We start from the raw sequence: 18,001 nt of genomic DNA, 5'->3' as shown, positions 1-18,001 counted from the left end.
TACTCGGAAACGACCCGGCTCTCGTCGGGTCGTTCCGTCGTTTCAGGGGTTCCACGGGCCCAGGGTTCTACAGGCCCAGCAGGGCCCACATGACCAGGGCGAGCAGTGCGAGCACACCCACGCCCACACCGACGGCCACCGGAAGCCTGCTCTTCTCCGCGTGCTTGCCCGGGCTGGTCAGCCCCATGTTGTCGGTGGACTCGCGGATCGACATCATGATCGAGTTCATCGCCTCGGGGCTGTTGTGCAGCCGCTCGCTGATGGACTCGGCCAGCACCCTCGCACCCGCGCGGAAGTGCTCACGGGCCGACTCTCGCTCCTCGGCGGTGACCGCGCCGTCGGAGTCGACCTCCGTCGACGACTCCTCCGAGTCCTTCTCCGAGCTCTCGGGCGACCACGGGGCGAGCGCGGCGATCCGCAGCATCTTGGTGGCGTTCTCCGCGCTCAGCCGCTCCGCCGGATCGACCCTGAGCAGACCGGCCAGCACCGGGGCCAGCGGCCCGGCGTTGGCGGCCGCCTTGGGCTCGTGCAGGGGTTCCTGGCGCAGGATCTTGATGTAGCCCTTGCGGTCGTAGGGCGGGTAGCCCTCGACCGCGGCGTACAACGTGGCGCCCAGCGACCACAGGTCGGACTCGGGGCCCACTGGACCGGCCTTGGCCCGCTCCGGCGGGATGTAGGCGGGCGAACCGATGATGCGACCCGAGGAGCTCAGCGCGGACTCGCCGTTCCAGGCGGCCAGACCGAAGTCGGTGAGCACCACCCGACCGGCGGCGCTGATCATCACGTTCTCGGGCTTGACGTCGCGGTGGACGATGCCCTCGCCATGCGCCACCTGCAGGGCGTCGATGAGCTGGAGGCCGATCTCGGCGACCCGCTGGTAGGGCAGGGGGCCGCCCACCTGGATGATCTCCTCCAGGGTGGAGGCCTCCACCAGCTCCATGACGATCCACGGCCGCTCGTCCTCGTCCACCACGTCCAGGACGGTGACCAGGCTGGGGTGCGTGAGGCGCCCGGCCACCCGCGCCTCGCGGGTGGTGCGCTGCAACAGGGAGTCGCGCTCGGAACGGCTCAGGTCCGCGGGCAGTCGCAGCTCCTTGACCGCGACCTCGCGCTTGATGACGAGGTCGGTGGCGCGCCAGACGGTGCCCACACCGCCCCGGGCGATCTCGGAGGTCAGCTGGTAGCGACCCTTGAGAAGTCGACCAACGGGCTCATCCACAGCCGCGTCCGGACGCGCGGAATCGAGCGACGTCTCTGGCCGCTGCGTGTGGGGGTTTTCTAGGGAGGACACGGTTATCCACGGGTCCATTCACCGGCCATGGTGGCCTCCTGCGGAGCATTGCGGTCGCTGTCACCACGTAGGTGCACGGATCACTCGTTATACCAGTATGACGCGGGTAGCACGCCTACGGTTAACCGATGAGTGACACATAGGTTCGGTTTCGTTATGTCCGAGCAAGCACGACACATGCCGTGAGGAGGATCTCCCTTGCCCTCCCTTGACCCGGACGTGGGTTTCGTGCACGCGCCGTTGCGCGTGCACGAAACCCTCAGAGATCAGCTCCAGAGGGACTCGGGGGAACGCACCTCGACCGGACCGATCCCGGCCTTGGTGAGGGGTTCGCGGAGACTGTCGGCGTCACCGACCACCACCACGACCGATTCCTCCGGGTGGAGGTGCTCGACCGCGGCGCTGTTCAGGTCCTGCGCGGTGAGCTTCTCGTAGCCGGCCCGCACCCGGTCGACGTGGTCGTCGGGCAGGTCGTGCACGACGATGTCCACCAGGGCGCCGGCGACCGCGCGAGCGGTGGAGAAGGCGACCGGGAGCCCCACGGTGTTGGACTCGCGGACGGTGGTCAGCTCGTCCTCGGTGACCCCGCCCTCGCGCAGCTTCCGAACCTGCTCGAAGGTGGAGGTGACCGAGTGCGCGGTGGTGCTCGCCTCCACCTGGGTGCTCATGAAGAAGACACCGCTGTCGCGGCGCAGGTCGAAGCGGCTGCCCGCGCCGTAGGTGTAGCCCAACCGCTCGCGCAGCTCCATGTTGAGGCGGGAGGTGAACATTCCGCCCAGGACCTCGCTGATGCCCTCCACGCGCGGCAGGTCCACCTGCGAACGCGAGGGGGCCCGGTGCGCGACCACCAGGGCGGACTGCACCGACCCGGGACGGTCCACGATGAGGACCCGGGGCAGTTCGCCGGGCGGCGGCGCGGGCTCGGTGATCAGGCGCTCGGGGGTGGCGGCGGCGTCGCCGAAGACGCCGCGACCCAGCTCCTCCAGGTCGACCCCGGCCAGGTCACCGACGACCACGAGGGTACCGGCGACCGAGGCGAGGGACTCGGCGTGGAAGGCGGCCACCCGCTCGGGGGTGACGTCGGCGAGCTTGACCGGGCCGCCCGCCAGCGGGGTGGCGTAGCGGCCGCTGAACAACTGGCCACCGAGGCTGCGCATGGCCAGGGTGGACGCGGAGGCGGCCTCCAGCCAGAAGCGCTCCAGGAGTTGTTCACGGCGTCGGAGGATGTCGTCGGGGTTCAGCGCTGGGCGGCGCACCGCGTCGGTGAACAGGCGGACGGCCTCGCCGAGGCGGTTGGTCGGCGCGTCCAGGCCGGTGATGAAACCGTCCCAGTTGACGCGGGAGATCCACTCGGCACCGTAGCGCTCCAGTGCGGGCGCCAGCGAGCTGTTGCCGTCGGGGCCGTCTTCGAGGACCTCACTGGTCAGGGCGCCGACGCCCATGGCGTCGAGGGGTTCGACCGCACCGCCCGCCGGGTGGATGAGGCGGAGCGAGGCCAGCTGCTGGCCGGGCAGGTCCACGGCGACGACCGTGCCGTTGCCGACACGGATGCGCTGGGGCTTGGGAAAGGTGTAGGACGCGGCGGCACCGAGGTCCGGACGGGTCTGCTGCATGCTGCGGCTCTTTCTGTGGCTGGGAACGACGGGGCCTGCGGTCACGAACGGGAAGCGTCGGCTTCTGCCCCGGATTCGGGGTCGAACCGCACGACCAGCATGTTCTCGTCGACCAGGAGGCGCGCGGCGGCGGCACGGACCTCTTCGGCGGTGATGTCGGCCCAGCGCTGCGGCCAGGTGTAGGCGAGCTCGGGGTCGCCGAACAACTGCGTGCAAGCACCGATGGTGTCGGCCAGGCCGGAGGGGCCGGAGATGTGGTGCAGGTGCTCGCGCTCCAGGACGGCGCGGGCCCGGTCGAGCTCCTCGTCGCTCACCCCGTCGGCGAGCTTGGCGATCTCCTCGCGGATGGCCTTCTCCAGCACGTCGCCGTCGACGTTCTCGCGGGCGAGCATGTTCACCAGCAGCAGGCTGTCGGTGTAGCGGAACGGCAGGATGTCCGCGGCGCCACCGCCGTCGTCCGCGGCGATGGGGCGGTCCACGACCAGCGAACGGTACAGGCGGCTGCCCTGGCCTTGTCCCAGGACCGCGGCGGCCAGCTGGGCGGCGTCGTGCTCGCGTTCACCGTAGGCGGGCACCCGGAAGCCGATGAAGACACCGGCGGCGGGGACGGTCTCGGTGACCGCGTCGCCCACCGGGCCGCCCAGCCCACCGGTCAGGGTGGAGTCGGGGACCTCGGGGATCTCCTCGCGGGCCGGGATGTGACCGAAGAACTTCTCCACCCGGGCCAGGACGTCGGCGGTGTCCAGGTCGCTGACGATGGTCAGGACACAGTTGTCCGGGCCGTAGTGCAGCTTGTGGAAGGACTTGACGTAGTCCAGGTCCGCGGCGTCCAGGTCGGCCATAGATCCGATGGTCGGATGATGGTAGGGGTGTCCCTCCGGGTAGGCCAGGCGCAGGATGCGCTCCAGCGCGGTGCCATAGGGCTGGTTCTCGTAGCGCTGGCGGCGCTCGTTCTTGACCACGTCGCGCTGGTTGTCCAGGACCTCCTGGGTCATGCCCTCGCGCAGGGTGGCCAGACGGTCGGCCTCCAGCCACAGGATCAGGTCCAGGGCGTGGGTGGGGACCGTCTCGAAGTAGTTGGTGCGGTCGGTGGACGTGGAGGCGTTGATGTCGCCGCCGAGCCGCTCGACCGCGTCGAAGTGGTCACCCTTGTCGGTGTTTCCGGTTCCCTGGAACATCAGGTGCTCGAACAGGTGGGCGAACCCCGTGCGCCCGGGCACCTCGTGGCGCGAACCCACGCCGTACCAAAGGTTGACCGCGGCGACCTGACCGGTGGAGGCCGGAGCGGTCACAAGACGCAAACCGTTGTCCAGCGTGTACTGCTCGACCCGCCCGGACGTTCCCATGGTGGTCACCTGCGCATGCACCCCATCAAATCGCGTTGACTGCTTCAGCGAATACGAGCCTATGGCCTCAAGGCACCCTCAGGACACGAGGTTCGGGCAATCCGTAGGGGTTTTCGTCGCCCTCGCCGACCGATACCGGGAAGGGCGTGACACCGGTGACGGCCGGATGGTCACCGAAGCGAAGCGGAGGCGCTGGAGGACACGGCCTCAGGAGTTCGCGCGGTAGGCGGTGGTGTCCATCGACGCGGCGATCTCGTCGTAGAGGGCGTCGTACTGGGCGTCGACGGACCACACGTAGAGCATCACGTCGCTCTCGGGCAGGAACCACATGCGCACCTCGAAGTTGTCGCCGTTGGCGCAGGTGACGCTCCAGATCGAGTGGTGGGACTTGAGACCGTCGGCGTGCTCGAAGACGTTGCCGCTGCCGTTGGCCAGGGTCGCCTCGTCCACGCCGATGTTGCCCGAGCCCGCGGTGTTGAGGCTGCGGCAGCCGTCGGTGTTGTCCGCCCAGCCGTCGTCGTCGTAGAAGGCGTCGTCCTTCTTGGGCCAGCTCTGGGGGTGGTCGGCGGCCTGCTCGGGAACCAACCGGACCGAACCGTAGGCGCAGGCGCTCTGCCCGGGCGGGGTCAGGCACACCTGGCCGCCCTCGTTCTGGACCTCCCAGTCGTCGGGGGCCTCGATCTTCACCCCGGCGACCTCGACGTTCTCGAAACCCTCCGGGCCGGGCGGGTCGATCGCGGGCATCATGCCGCTCTCGCCACGCTCCAGTTCGACCTCCTCGGGCCCCCCGGAGCCACAGGCGCCGAGGGTCAACAGTGCCACCGCCGCGATCGCGGCGCCCTGGACGCCCCTTCTCGCACGTCGCCGCACCTGGTCCTTCGCGCCCGTCATGGTGTCCCGCCCTTCTCTGTGGTCTCCGCCGTGTGGGGTCCTCGTCGGCTCGGAGCAAGGTCGACCCTAGCGCTATCCACAGGCTCGACGCACAGTGGAACCGTCGCGACTACCCTGGGCCCATGGTGGACCTCGCGAAGATCACTGAGCCCTTGTCCCTCAACCGTTTCGGCCCTCGACCCCAGGGTCCTCTGGTCCTGGAACTGGATCTGACGGAAGGGGTGGTCGACGAGTCTCCCGGCGACCCCCTGAGCCAGATCATGAACCGACGCAAACAGCAGTACCTGGAGGTACTGGAGGGTATCCGCCGCGGTGCGCGCGACCCGCGGGTGGGTGCGCTCGTCGTGCGGGTGGACGCGCGTTCCCTCGGCCCGGCCAAGGTCCAGGAGCTGCGCGACACCGTCGCCGACTTCCGCGCCACCGGAAAGCCCGCGGTGGCCTGGGCTGACACCTTCGGCGAGGCCGGTGACGGCAACCTCCCCTACTACCTGGCGACCGCCTTCACCCGGATCGTCCTGTCCCCCACCGGCCTGGTGGGGTTGAACGGCCTGATGTCGCGGGCCACGTTCTACAAGGGCGCCCTGGACAAACTCGACGTGAGGTTCGAGGCCGGTGCCCGCCACGAGTACAAGAACGCCATCAACTCCTTCACCCAGACCGGGTACACCGACCCGCACCGTGAGGCGGTCGGTCGGATCATCGAGTCCATGAACGACCAGATCGTCGAGGCGGTCGCCAAGAGTCGCGGTCTCACCGACAAGCGGGTGCGCGAGCTCGTCGACACCGCGCCGATCCTGGCGAAGGAGGCGCTGGAGGCCGGGCTGGTGGACCGGCTCGCCTACCGGAACGAGGTCTACGACGACCTGCTGAAGGAGGTTCGGGGCGAGGAGGAGAAGTCGCCCGAGCCCGTCCTGCGGTTCGTCGTGCGCTACCACCGCGGGCACGTCACCCCGCCCAAGCCCAAGTTCGTCGCCGATGACGCGCACATCGCCCTGATCTCCGCCACCGGTGGCATCACCCTGGGCAAGAGCCGCCGTTCCCCGCTGGGCGGCGCCGTGATGGGATCGGACACCGTCTGCGCGGCGTTCCGGGCCGCCCGCCAGGACCCCCGGGTCAAAGCCGTGGTGTTCCGGGTGGACAGCGGCGGTGGTTCGGCCATCGCCTCGGACCTGATCCGTCACGAGAGTCAGCTGACCCGTGAGGCCGGCAAGCCGGTCATCACGACGATGGGCGACGTCGCCGGTTCCGGCGGCTACTACGTGGCCCTGGGGTCGGACGCGATCGTGGCCCAGCCCGCCACCATCACCGGTTCCATCGGCGTGCTCACCGGCAAGCCGGTCCTGGGCGCCCTCAAGGAACGCTTCGGCATCACCTCGGACTCGGTGCGCCAGGGCGCGCACGCCGCGATGTTCGACTCCGAGAAGGGCTTCAGCGAGTCCGAGTGGGAACGGATCAACCTCCTGCTGGACAGCATCTACGACGACTTCGTCACCAAGGTGGCCGCCGCCCGCGGAAAGACCTGGGACGAGATCCACGAGGTCGCCAGGGGCCGGATCTGGACCGGCGCCGACGCCAAGGAGCGCGGCCTGGTCGACGAGCTGGGCGGTGTGGCGACGGCGGTGCGGCTGGCCAGGGACAAGGCCGGGGCCGGTGCGCTGCCGGTGCGTTCGTTCCCGCGCACCCACCCGTTGGACCGGTTGCGTCCGCACGAGTCCAGTGAGGACATGGCCACGGAGCCGCAGACCGTTCTGAGCGCCTGGGGTCCGCTGGAGCACGTGGCGGCCCGACTGGGTCTGCCCACCGCCGGCCCCCTGAGCATGCCCGGGACGTGGGAGATCCGTTGAGCGTGGACGGTGGCGCCTACTTGGGCGCCATGGCGATGTTGCCGACCGGGGTGACGGTGGTGACCATCGCGGACGGACGTGACGACATCGGGGCGACGGTGAGCGCCCTGGTGTCGGTGTCGGTGGACCCCCCGGTGGTCATGTTGAGCGTGGACTCGGAGGGGTACGTGGCCGAGGTCGTGGCGGAGGTGGGCGCGTTCGCGGTGAGCGTGCTCTCGGCCGACCAGCGCGCCCTGGCCGGCCGGTTCTCCGCCGAGGGCCGCCCCAGCGCCCGTCTGTTGGTGTCGGGGCAGCCGCACCATCGGGGCGAGCACACCAGGGCGATCGTGTTGGACGAGGCCCTGTCGGCCCTGGAGTGCTCGGTGCGGCAGAAGGTGGAGGTCGGCGACCACACGGTGTTCTTCGCCGACGTGGTGGGCCTGCCGGAGGTGGGCACGGACCGCCCCGGCCCCGCGATGGTGCGTTGGGGCGGGCGCTACCACTCGGTGAAGCCCTGAGCGTCGACCACGGTCGACGGCGGGCGGGGGCGGGCGGCCCCGCCCGCCGTTCGTTCACTCGGTGGCGACCAGGGCCCGGAAGTGGGCGGTCAGGTGCTCGGGGTCCGGAGTGAGACCGGTGATCAGCGCGAAGGCGTCACCGGCCTGGTGGACCGCCATCCCGCCGCCGTCCAGGGTCGCGCAACCGCGTTCGGTGGCGGCCGATAGCAACGCGGTGCGCAGCGGCCGGTAGACCACGTCGGCCACCCATACCCCGGGATGCAGAAGTCCCGGGTCCAGGGGCAGCCCGGGGTGGTCGGCCATCCCGGTGGGGGTGGCGTGGACCAACCCGTCGGCCTCGATCGGCCCGACCCGCAGGTCCGCCGGTTCCGTCGTCCCGACCTCCGCTTCGGGGAACACCCCGGACAGTCGTTCGACCAGGGCGGTCGCGTTCGCGGCCGACGTGTCCACCACGGTCAGTCGCCGGGTGCCGGTCCGCAGCAGGGCGTAGGCCACGGCCGCGCCGGCGCCCCCCGCCCCCAGCAGGACGACCCGCTCCCTGGGGGCTTGGGGAAGGCCGTGGCGCAGTGCCGTGGCGAACCCCGACCAGTCGGTGTTGTGCCCGACGGCCCCCTCCGACCCGAAGACCACGGTGTTCACCGCGCCCAGGGCGGCGGCCTCCGCGGAGAGACCGTCCAGGAAGGGCAACACCAGCCGTTTGCACGGGTGGGTGATGTTGAGCCCGTCGAACCCCAGGCGTCGCGCCGACTCCACCAGTTCGCCCACGGACTCCGGGGCCAGCCGCAACCGGTCGATGTCGATGGTCCGATAGACCAGACGGCGCCCGAGCCTGGCGGCCTCCCGTTCATGCATGGACGGGGTGAGCGAAGGCCCGATCCCCGCACCGATCAACCCGGCCAGGAAGGACCGCTCCCGCACGTCGTCGCTCATCCCCGTCAGCACCCGGCCTCCGACCGTTGCGCGGCCATGCGCACGGCGCTGTTGGCGGACCCGTACCCGTCGTATCCACCGATCCGCTGGACCACCTCGAAGAACAGGCGCCCGTCGACGGTGGCGGTGTAGAAGTGCCAGAACTCGCCGTCGTCGTCCCGATCGTAGAGGACGCCGTTCTCCCGCATGCGCTCACGCGTGTCGGGGCGCAGGTCGGTACGGCAGGCGAGGTCGTCGTAGTAGTTGTCGGGGATCGGCAGGGGCTCCACACCGGCGGCGCGCATCGTCTCGGCGACCGCGAAGACGTCGTCACAGGACAAGGCCAGGTGTTGGGCTCCCCCTTCGGCGCCGCCATCGGGTCCTCGCCCCAGGACCGACACGTTGAGGACCACACGTGGTCCCGTGCCCCGGCCGGCCAGGGCGCGGCTGCGCACCAGCCCGTCCGGCGCGGCCATCTCGACGTTCTCCTCGGGGGTCAGCCCGAACAGGGAACGGTAGAACAGCGATGCCTCGTCGAAGTGGTCGAACGGTTGGAACAGGCCGACGTGGTCGATGTGGGCCGCCCCGGAGGACGTCCCCTCGACCCGGTCATGGAGCGCGGGCGCCGAGAAGTCCGCGGTCCAGTCCGGCCCGCCCTCCCCCTCCGCGCAGAAGAACACCGCGGTGCCGTCCGGGGCGGCGACCGCGTGCAACTCCGACTCGGCCGGGTCCCGGCGACGGGGCAGCGCCGGGGCCAGCAGTCGACCGGCCCGCTCCACCGCCCCCTCCGGGTCGGGTACGGCCACGCCCAACGCGGTCACGGACGCCGCTCCGCCCCAGGTGTGCCCCAGCCTGGGATCGGTGGAGTTGAGCAGGACGCGCGCGTCACCGTGGCGCCACAGCTGGACGGGTTTGGAACGGTGGTCGTGGGTGTGCGCGAAGCCCAACGCCGACAGGATCGTGCGCACCCGCCCCGCCGACGCGGCCCCGGCGGCGACCTCCACGAACGCGTACCCGGAGGGACGGACGGGTGCGGGGAGGCGGGACGGCTCCACCTTCGGGCGCGGCCCATCCGGGTCGCGTCCCAGCGAGTCCTCCAACAGGGACAGCGAGCGCATGGCGTCGGCCGCGGTGCGCCGCGCGTCCGAGGCACGGAACACGTCGTTGAAGACCTCCAGGGACAGCGGTCCGGTGTACCCGGCGGCCAGGACGTGGTCGGTGAACGCGGTCAGGTCGAACCCGCCCTGCCCGGGGAAGCACCGATAATGCCTGCTCCACTGGAGCACGTCCATGGCCATCCGGGGGGCGTCCGCGAGCTGCAGGAAGAAGATCTTCTCCCCGGGGATGTCTCGGATCCCCGCCGGGTCGTCGTCCCTGGACAGGATGTGGAAGCTGTCCAGGCACACCCCCAGGGAAGGGTGGTCGGCCATCTCCACGATCCGCCAGGAGTGCGCGTACCGGTTCACCGCCCCACCCCAGGCCAGTGCCTCGTAGGCGACCCGGATCCCGTAGCGTTCGGCGGTCTCGGCCAGTCGCCGCAGCTGGGCGGCGGACCGGGCGTCGTCGTCCACGACGTCCGGTGAGGCGTTGGAGCAGACCAGGATGGTGTCCGCGCCCAGCTCCACCATGAGGGAGAACTTGGCCTCGGCGCGGCGCAGGTTCGCCTCCACCCGGTCATCGGCCACCCCCTCGAAGTCCCGGAACGGTTGGTACAGATCGGTCCCGAGGCCGAGCGACGCCACCAGGTCACGGATCTCGCGTGGCCTCAGCGGCGAGGAGATCAGGTCGTTCTCGAAGATCTCGACGCCGTCGAACCCGGCGCCGGCGGCGGCCCGGAGCTTCTCCTCCAGGGTTCCGCTCAACGAAACCGTGGCGATGGAACGCCTCATGGGTGTTCCCTGCCTTTCTTCTCGTGCTCGTGTACGGACCCCGCGGGTCAGGATCCGGCGTGCAGGGACTCGTAGAGCTCGTGCTGCTCGGCGTCGAGGTTGTCGGCGAAGTAGGCGCGGACCTGCTCACGGAAGGCGTCGACGTCCACGTCGTCGACGACCTCGATGGTGCCGTTGTCGGCCCAGTCCTGGACGATCTCGGCCTCGGCCTCCTCGACGCAGGCGCGGTTCTCCTCACGGACCTCACTGACCGACGTTTGCAGGGCGTCCTGCTGGGACTCGTCGAGCCCCTCCCAGTTCTCACCCGAGACGACGATCATCTGGGAGCCCACCTGGTGACCGGAGAGACTGATGTGGCTCTGGACCTCGTCGAAGCTGTCCGCGGACACGGTGGGGATCGGGTTCTCCTGGCCGTCCGCGGTGCCCTGTTGCAGGGCGAGGTAGACCTCCTCGAACGCGACGGTGGTGGGCGTGGCCCCCATGGCCTCGGCGTTGGCCAGGTAGATCGGGGAGTCGGGGAAGCGCATCCTCAGTCCGTCGAGGTCGTCGGGGGTGCGGATCGGCTGGTTGGCGGTGAAGTGACGGTCGCCGAAGTACCAGACGTCGAGGATCTTGACCCCGGTGGTCTCCTCGAAGTCGCTCTTGAGCGCGGTGGAGTCCTCGGAGTCGAAGTAGTCGAACATCTGGTCGACGTCGTCGAAGGCATAGGCGGCGTCCAGAATGCCGATGGGCTCGTGGGCCGAGCCGAGCGCGGCCGAACCCTGCACGTCCATGTCGATGTCGCCCGACATCACGGACGCGAACGTCTCGGTGTTGTCGCCGAGTTGGCTGTTGGGGAAGGTGTCGACGGCGAGCCCGACCCCGGCCTCCTCGACGCGTTCGGCGACCAGGTCGATGCCGCAGCGGGTATGGGGGTGATCGTTCGTGTAGCTGTTGGCGAAGGACAGGGTGACGTCGGCGTCGGAGTCGCCGGAGCCGCCGCAGGCGGTAAGACCGAGGGCGAGGGCCGGAACGAGGACGGTCCAGCGGTGGGGGTGTCGCATGGGGTACTCCCTGGTTTCGGTGTGCGGGGTCAAAGGCCCAGGTACCTGGGCAGGAACAGGACGAGGTCCGGGGCGACGGTGAGCAGGCCCAGCACCACCAGCAGCGGGACGAGGAAGGGCCCGGTACTGCGGAAGACCTCGTGCATCGGAGTGCGGGTGGCCGAGCCCAGGACGAACAGGACCCCGCCGATCGGTGGTGTGAGCAGGCCGATCATGAGGTTGACGATGACGATCACCCCGAAGTGGACGGGGTCCACGCCGAACTGCACGGCGATGGGCAGCAGCACGGGCACGGTGATCATCAGGGCGGCGATGGGTTCCAGCACGGTGCCGATGAGGATGAGCACCACGTTGACCAGGACGAGGAAGACGATCGGGTTCTCGGTGAGGCCCAGGAGGAAGGACGCGATGTCCTGCGGGACGCGTTCACGCGCCAAGACCCAGCCGAGCAGACCCGACGCCGCCAGGACGATCGCGATCGACGCGGTCGTCGTGGCGGTCTCCACGATGATCCGCCACAGCGAGCGCGGGTCGAGCCGTCGGTAGAGGAAGCCGAGGGCCAGCACGTAGGCGGCACCGACGGCGGCGGCCTCGGTCGGGGTGAAGAAGCCGCCCAGGATGCCGCCGAGCAGGATCACCGGGGCGCCCAGCGGCCCGATGACCCTCAGGGTGGCGGTGCGCGCCTCGGCGAAGGTGGGTTTCTCCCCCACCAGTTCGGGGCGTTTGCGCCCCCACAGGTAGACGGCCAGGGCCAGCCCCGCCGCCACGAGGAAGGCGGGCACGACCGCGGCCGCGAACAGCGCCGCGGTGGAGACCGCCGCCACCGAGGCGTAGACGATCGCCGGAATGCTGGGCGGCATGATCGGGCTGATCAGACTGGAGGCCGCGGTGAGTCCGAGGGCGAAGCGGCGCGAGTAGCCGCGCTCGGTCATCGCGGGCACCTGCATCTTGCCCATGCCGGCGACGTCGGCGAGCGCGGTGCCGCTGACCCAGGAGAACCCGACGCTGACACCGATGTTGACGTAGCCGAGCCCGGCGCGCACCCGACCCAGGAGGACCTGGGCGAAGGCGAAGATGCGATCGGCGATGCCGGTGTGGTTGGCGGCGACGCCGACCATGATGAACAGGGGGATGGCGAGCAGGGGGAAGCTGTTGATCTCCTGTGCCGCGGTGCGCAGGGCCAGGCCACTGGACTGTCCGGTGGAGGCCATGTACACCAGGCAGGGCGCGAGGATGGCGAAGGCGATCGGGACGCGCACCGCCAGCAGCACGACGATCCCCAGGAGGACGAGTCCGGCGCTCATCGGGTGGGCTCCTCGGGGGTGTCGGCGGGTGCGGTCGGGGGCACTTCGGGTTCGGGCGGTCCGGGAAGGAGGACCGCGTTGAGCAGGGCGCGCAGCGCGGCCAGGGCCAGTCCGACCATCGGGATGACGTACGTCCAGGTCAGCGGGATTTCGAGGACCGGGGTGGCCTGGGGTGAGGGCCCGAAGACCTGGTCGGCGGCGCCCAGGGCGAAGGAGAAGCAGGTGGCGGCCACGACGAGGTTGGCCAGGATCCACACCGTGCGCATCACCCACCCCTTGGCGACGAAGTCGACGAGCTTGAGGGTGATGTGGTCGTCGCGGCCCACCAGGTATCCGGCCAGGGAGAAGGCCAGCCACACCAACCCGAAACGGGCGAGTTCGCCGACCCAGACCCAGCCGTCCATCGGCAGGTGGCGTTGGGACGCCTGGACGAGCATCAACGCGAAGATCATGAGGAGCAGGAGGCCACCGACGAGCAGCTCGGCGGCCTCCAGCCACCGAATCGTCGCCGGACGCGAGTGGGGTGGCTCGCCTCCGTCGTTCCTGAGGGGGTCGGTCATCCGGAAGGCTCCAGTCCCAACGTCGGAGGGGCGCATCAGCACAGGTCAGACCCCTGAGTGACCGGGGTCTCATTTCGTTTTCGTGAACTCTAGGTTTCCTCCGAGAGGAATGGCAAGCGATTGCCAAAAGTTGCCATCGGCCCTACAAATGGGGACATGAGTCCCGCCAAGCGCAGCACCGTCTACGACGTCGCGGCGGAGGCCGGGGTAGCCGCCTCCACGGTCTCCCGCGCCTTCAGCAACCCGCGGCGGGTCAACGCCGCCACCCGCGAGCACGTCCTCACCGTCGCCGAACGGCTCGGTTACCGGCCCAACCCCCTGGCCAGCGCGTTGCAGTCGGGGCGTACCGCCACCGTCGCGCTGTTGGTCCCCGACATCACCAACCCGCACTTCTTCGGCACCATCCGAGGCGCGGAGCGGCGGGCCAACGCCTCGGGGCTGACCTTCATACTCAGCAACACCGAGGAGTCCGGCGACAATGAACGCCGCCAGATCGAACGTCTGGAACTCTCGGTGGACGGGTTCGTGCTGGCGGCGGGCCGCATGAGCGAGCGGACCACGGTGGAACTGGCCCGGGAGCACAACCTGGCCCTGGTCAACCGGCGGATCGAGGGGCTGCCCGGCGCGACCGTGGACGACGGGTCCGGCAGCCGACAGATCGTGGAACACCTGGCCTCGCTCGGGCACCGATCCCTGGTCTACCTCAGCGGACCCAAGGAGTCCTGGCACGCGGCCGAACGGTGGCGGGCGCTGAGCGCGATGGCGGGCCGGCGTGGGCTGCGCGCCACCCGCCTGGGCCCGTTCTCACCCAGGATGGAGAGCGGGGCGGCCGCCGCCGACGCGGCCCTGGTGGACGGAGCGACCGCGTTGGTGGCGCACAACGACCTGCTCGCCATCGGTGTGCTGCGACGGCTGGCCGAACGGGGCCTGGACGTGCCGCGCGAACGCAGTGTGGTGGGCTACGACGACATCTTCGGCGCCGACCTTTGCGTGCCGGCGCTCACGACACTGGCGGGACCGCACGAGGAGGCGGGCCGCATGGCGGTGGAACTGCTGTTGGAGCGGGTCACCCGGCCGGGCACCCCGCCCCGACAGGTGGTACTGCCCGCGCACCTGGTGGTACGCGGCTCCACTGGACCGGCCCCGGGGTGAGGACTCAGGCCAGGCCCTGCTCCCGCAGCCACTCCTGGGCGACGTCGGCCGCGTTCTCGTTGTCGACGACGATCCGCTTGTTGAGCTCGGTCAGCTCCTCGGTGGTGAGGGTGCCCGACACCTCGTCGATGATCCCCCGGGCGGTCTCGTCTACCTGCTCGGAGTTGATCAGCGGGGTGACGTTCTGCGCGCCGAAGAGGTTCTCGGGGTCCTCCAGGACCACGAACCCCTCCTCCACGATCTGCGGATCGGTGGTGAACAGGTTGGCGGCCTGGATGTCGTCGTCGGTGAGCGCCTTGGTGAGCAGGGCGACCTCCAGCGAACGGAACTCGCCGAACTCCACCCCGTACACCGATTCCAGGCCCATGACCCCCTGCTGTCGGGTCTCGAACTCCGGCGGCCCGCCCAGCACCAACTCGTCCGCCACGTCGGCGAGATCGGGGAGGGCCGCCAGGTCGTACTCGTCCGCGATCTCCCGGGTGACGGTCACCGAGTCCTTGTTCTCCGCCTCGGAGGAGGCCAGGATCTCCAGGCCCTCGGGCAGAGCCTCCTCCAGCAGGGTGTTGGTCTCCTCCGAGTCGGCGCTGGGCGCCTCGTCGTCCAGGTAGGCCAGGATCGCGCCGTTGTACTCGGGGAAGAGCGAGAGCGCCCCCGCCTCGATCTGGTCGTAGTACACCTCGCGGCTGCCGATGTTGAACTGGTAGTCCACCGGCACCCCCTCGGCCTCCAGCGCACGACCGTAGACCTCGGCGAGCAGGGTGCTCTCGGGGAAGTCCGCGGACCCGACGACGATGGCGTCACCGCCCTCGCCACCCTCGGCGTCACCACCCTCCGCGAAGGGATCACTGCCACCGCAAGCGCTCAGGAGAAGCACGAGGGGGAGCCCGGTCAGGGCGAGTTTCTTGCTCATGTCAGATGCCTCTTTTCGGATCAGCGTTCGGCGGCGGTCTCGGCCCGCAGCCCCGGGGCGACGAGGAGACGCCGCAGCCCGGCGAACAGGAGTGTGGTGACCACGGCCAACCCCACCACCAGGACGGAGCCGCCCAGCAGCATGGAAAGGTCTTGGCGGGCCTGCCCGTCCACGATGTAGCGGCCCAGACCTCCCACTCCCACGTAGGCGGCGATGGTGGCCGTGGCGACGACCTGCACGGCCGCGGTGCGCATCCCCAGGAGGATGAGGGGGGTCGCCACCGGCAGTTCGAGTTTGAACAGGACCTCGCGACCGCGCATGCCCATGCCCACGGCGGCGTCCCTCAGCCGGGGGTCAACCCCCCGCACCCCCTCGTGGGTGTTGACGAGGATGGGCGGGACGGCGAGGGCGACCAGCGCGCACACCACCGGGACCAGACCGATCCCGGCCAGCAGCACGATGAGGAACAGCACGCCGATGGTGGGCAGGGCGCGGGCGAAGTTGGCGAGGCTGGTGGTGAGGAACCCGCCGACGCCGGTGTGCCCGGTGAACAGCCCCACCGGTACGGCGATGGCGGTGGAAAGCAGCAGCCCGAGCAGCGAATAGTAGACGTGTTCACCGAGTCGCACGGGGATGCCGGCGGACCCGGTCCACTGGGCGGGGTCGCTGAACCACTCGACCAACAGGGTCAGGACGTTCACGGCGACTCCCTGTGGTCGGAAACGGTGCCGGAGCCGACCGCGGCGTCGCCGCCGGCGGCCGCCGCCTCGGCGCGGGCCGCCCGCTTGCGGGCGAGCCGACCCTTGCCGGCGTGCGCCCACGGGGTGAGCAACCGCTGGGCGATGACCAGGACCGCGTCGGTGACCAGCGCGAGCGCCACCGTGAGGACGATGCCCACGACGATGGGGGCGTCGAACTGGCGGCGGAAACCCTCACTGACGATCAGCTGTCCCAGCCCGCCCAGTCCCACCAGGGAGGCGACGCTGACCATGCTGATGGTGGCCACGGAGGCCACCCGCAACCCGGCGATGATCACCGGGACCGCCACCGGCACCTCCACGAACACCAGACGACGCAACGGTCCGAAACCCATGGCGACGGCGGCCTGGCGCACGTGCTCGGGTACCTGACGCAGCCCGTCCACCACGTTGGGCAGCAGGATCACCAGGGTGTACAGGGCCAGCGGGATGATCGCCGTCCAGTCGCTGAACCCGGTGTAGGGCAGCATCAGGAAGAACAGGGCGATGGAGGGCACCGAGTACAGGACGTTCACCCCGGTGAGCACCGGCGGGTAGACCGGTCTCCAACGCACACAGGCCAGGCCCAGCGGCAGCGCGATGGCCAGGCCGATGAGGATGGACACGTACGACAGACGCATGTGCTCCAGCAACCGGGCCAGGATGCCGCGGTCCGGCTCTCCCGGATGGCTCCAGTCGGCGACCGCCCAATCGACGATCCCGCCGACCCAGTCGTAGGCCGCGATCATTCGCTCACCGACCAGATCGCGGTGCCCAGGTCGTCCTGGGAGACCACGCCCAGGACCGCCCCATCGGTGTCCACGCCCACCGCCCGACCGGCGGGCGAGAGGACCGCGGCGTCCAGCGCGGCGCGCAGGGAGTCGGTGGCGACGTTGAAGATGTGCCCGTAGGGCGTGAGCCCCAACGACCCCAGGGTGACCCCGGCCGGGGATTCGTTGAGCTGACGCGCGCTCACCCAGCCCAGGGGCGAGCGCCCCTCGTCCACCACCAGTGCCCAGGGTTCACCGTCGGAGACGACGGCGTCACGGGCCCGTTCCACCCGGTCCTCGGCGTCGAAGACCACGTCCTGGCGCAGTGTGAGAGAGCCGGCGGGGAAGAAGGACAGGCGACGCACCCCGCGGTCGTAACCGACGAACGACTCCACGAAGTCGTCGACCGGTTCGGCGAGGAGCCGCTCGGGGGTGTCGTACTGGGCGAGCGTCCCACCAGGGCGGAAGACGGCGATCCGATCTCCCAGACGCACGGCCTCGTCGATGTCGTGGGTGACGAACACGATCGTCTTGTGCAGTTCCTGCTGCAACCGCAGCAGTTCGTCCTGCAGGCTCGTGCGCACCACCGGGTCGACCGCGCTGAAGGGTTCGTCCATGAGCAGCACCGGTGGGTCGGCGGCCAGCGCGCGGGCGACCCCCACCCTTTGCTGTTGGCCGCCGGAGAGCTGGTGGGGATAGCGCTTGGCCTGGGAGCGTTCGAGCCCGACCAGTTCCATGAGCTCGGTCGCCCTGGCCCTGGCCTTGGAGCGGCGCCAACCCAGCAGCAACGGGACGGTGGCGATGTTGTCCAGGATGGTGCGATGCGGGAAGAGCCCGGCCTGTTGGATGACGTAGCCGATGGACCGGCGCAGCTTCGCGGGGTCCTGTTGACGAATGTCCACGTCGTCGACCCGGATGGTCCCCCTGGTGGGTTCGACCATGCGGTTGATCATCCGCAGCGAGGTGGTCTTGCCGCTGCCGGAAGGACCGACGAAGACCGTGGTCCGTCCGGTCTCCAGGGTCAGATCCAGCTCATCGACGGCGACGGTGCCGTCGGGGTAAATCTTGGCGGCGCCCTCGAACGTGATCATGGGCTCTCCTTCGGGGGCGGGGCGATGCCGACCGGCGGCGGTGCCGGGGGGGCGGCGGCCGGTCCGAGACCGTAGCGACGTTACCCGAGCACACTGTGGACAAACCGCTGCGACGCGGCCCGTGACCGAATCGCGCCCGTGTCCTCCATCTCCC

The 18,001-nt window shown here is 70.0% G+C and carries 16 protein-coding genes; 3 read left to right on the top strand and 13 right to left on the bottom strand.

Annotated features, from left to right (window positions below; genetic code table 11):
- Positions 1 to 67: 67 nt before the first annotated feature.
- The 4 genes from ACWGSK_RS22185 to ACWGSK_RS22170 all read right to left on the bottom strand — a co-directional run bounded on the left by ACWGSK_RS22185 (position 68) and on the right by ACWGSK_RS22170 (position 5,141).
- Positions 68 to 1,219, bottom strand: coding sequence for a serine/threonine-protein kinase (locus ACWGSK_RS22185; RefSeq protein ID WP_358504541.1), 1,152 nt, complete (start codon positions 1,217 to 1,219; stop codon positions 68 to 70).
- A 338-nt stretch (positions 1,220 to 1,557) separates the two neighbouring features.
- Positions 1,558 to 2,904: a M16 family metallopeptidase gene (locus ACWGSK_RS22180; RefSeq protein WP_358516258.1), complete on the bottom strand. Its 1,347-nt coding sequence runs from the start codon at positions 2,902 to 2,904 to the stop codon at positions 1,558 to 1,560.
- A 41-nt stretch (positions 2,905 to 2,945) separates the two neighbouring features.
- Positions 2,946 to 4,250 carry a M16 family metallopeptidase gene (locus ACWGSK_RS22175; protein ID WP_358516255.1) on the bottom strand — a complete coding sequence of 435 codons (1,305 nt, stop codon included), beginning with the start codon at positions 4,248 to 4,250 and terminating at the stop codon, positions 2,946 to 2,948.
- A gap of 207 nt (positions 4,251 to 4,457) precedes the next feature.
- Complete coding sequence (locus tag ACWGSK_RS22170; protein ID WP_358516252.1) at positions 4,458 to 5,141, bottom strand: hypothetical protein; 684 nt, start codon at positions 5,139 to 5,141, stop codon at positions 4,458 to 4,460.
- 122 nt (positions 5,142 to 5,263) lie between these two features.
- Between ACWGSK_RS22170 and ACWGSK_RS22165 the strand changes: the two genes are divergently transcribed.
- Entirely contained in the window at positions 5,264 to 6,985 is a 1,722-nt protein-coding gene (locus tag ACWGSK_RS22165; RefSeq protein WP_452456621.1) for a S49 family peptidase, read from the top strand.
- Complete coding sequence (locus ACWGSK_RS22160; protein ID WP_452456620.1) at positions 6,982 to 7,482, top strand: flavin reductase family protein; 501 nt, start codon at positions 6,982 to 6,984, stop codon at positions 7,480 to 7,482. The genes ACWGSK_RS22165 and ACWGSK_RS22160 overlap by 4 nt, the downstream gene beginning before the upstream one ends.
- Positions 7,483 to 7,536: 54 nt before the next feature.
- Here the strand turns inward: ACWGSK_RS22160 and ACWGSK_RS22155 are convergent, their stop codons facing one another.
- The 5 genes from ACWGSK_RS22155 to ACWGSK_RS22135 are packed head-to-tail and all read right to left on the bottom strand — an operon-like array spanning position 7,537 to position 13,187.
- Positions 7,537 to 8,412, bottom strand: a complete 876-nt coding sequence (locus tag ACWGSK_RS22155) for a shikimate dehydrogenase (protein WP_358514393.1) — start codon at positions 8,410 to 8,412, stop codon at positions 7,537 to 7,539.
- A 5-nt stretch (positions 8,413 to 8,417) separates the two neighbouring features.
- On the bottom strand, positions 8,418 to 10,280 hold the full coding sequence (locus tag ACWGSK_RS22150; protein ID WP_358514395.1) for a bifunctional sugar phosphate isomerase/epimerase/4-hydroxyphenylpyruvate dioxygenase family protein: 1,863 nt from the start codon (positions 10,278 to 10,280) through the stop codon (positions 8,418 to 8,420).
- 47 nt (positions 10,281 to 10,327) lie between these two features.
- Complete coding sequence (locus ACWGSK_RS22145; protein ID WP_358514397.1) at positions 10,328 to 11,323, bottom strand: DctP family TRAP transporter solute-binding subunit; 996 nt, start codon at positions 11,321 to 11,323, stop codon at positions 10,328 to 10,330.
- Between the two features lie 29 nt (positions 11,324 to 11,352).
- Positions 11,353 to 12,627, bottom strand: a complete 1,275-nt coding sequence (locus tag ACWGSK_RS22140; protein WP_452456619.1) for a TRAP transporter large permease — start codon at positions 12,625 to 12,627, stop codon at positions 11,353 to 11,355.
- Positions 12,624 to 13,187 (bottom strand): TRAP transporter small permease, encoded by a 564-nt coding sequence (locus ACWGSK_RS22135; protein WP_452456618.1) that lies wholly within the window; start codon positions 13,185 to 13,187, stop codon positions 12,624 to 12,626. Before ACWGSK_RS22135 ends, ACWGSK_RS22140 begins: the two co-directional genes overlap by 4 nt.
- 156 nt (positions 13,188 to 13,343) lie before the next feature.
- Between ACWGSK_RS22135 and ACWGSK_RS22130 the strand changes: the two genes are divergently transcribed.
- On the top strand, positions 13,344 to 14,339 hold the full coding sequence (locus ACWGSK_RS22130; RefSeq protein ID WP_358514403.1) for a LacI family DNA-binding transcriptional regulator: 996 nt from the start codon (positions 13,344 to 13,346) through the stop codon (positions 14,337 to 14,339).
- A 4-nt stretch (positions 14,340 to 14,343) separates the two neighbouring features.
- Here ACWGSK_RS22130 and ACWGSK_RS22125 read toward each other — a convergent pair whose 3' ends face one another.
- Genes ACWGSK_RS22125 through ACWGSK_RS22110 form a run of 4 tightly spaced genes read right to left on the bottom strand, consistent with a single transcriptional unit; the run spans position 14,344 to position 17,847 of the window.
- Positions 14,344 to 15,249, bottom strand: coding sequence for an ABC transporter substrate-binding protein (locus ACWGSK_RS22125; RefSeq protein ID WP_452456617.1), 906 nt, complete (start codon positions 15,247 to 15,249; stop codon positions 14,344 to 14,346).
- A 20-nt stretch (positions 15,250 to 15,269) separates the two neighbouring features.
- Entirely contained in the window at positions 15,270 to 15,950 is a 681-nt protein-coding gene (locus ACWGSK_RS22120) for an ABC transporter permease (protein ID WP_452456616.1), read from the bottom strand.
- Positions 15,947 to 16,735, bottom strand: coding sequence for an ABC transporter permease (locus ACWGSK_RS22115; RefSeq protein WP_358514409.1), 789 nt, complete (start codon positions 16,733 to 16,735; stop codon positions 15,947 to 15,949). Before ACWGSK_RS22115 ends, ACWGSK_RS22120 begins: the two co-directional genes overlap by 4 nt.
- Positions 16,732 to 17,847 (bottom strand): ABC transporter ATP-binding protein, encoded by a 1,116-nt coding sequence (locus tag ACWGSK_RS22110; protein ID WP_358514411.1) that lies wholly within the window; start codon positions 17,845 to 17,847, stop codon positions 16,732 to 16,734. The genes ACWGSK_RS22115 and ACWGSK_RS22110 overlap by 4 nt, the downstream gene beginning before the upstream one ends.
- Between the last annotated feature and the right edge of the window lie 154 nt (positions 17,848 to 18,001).

Source organism: Nocardiopsis sp. NPDC055551, assembly GCF_053619415.1.
The sequence above is the reverse complement of the archived record's forward strand: the minus strand, read 5'-3'. Positions and strand labels throughout refer to the sequence as shown.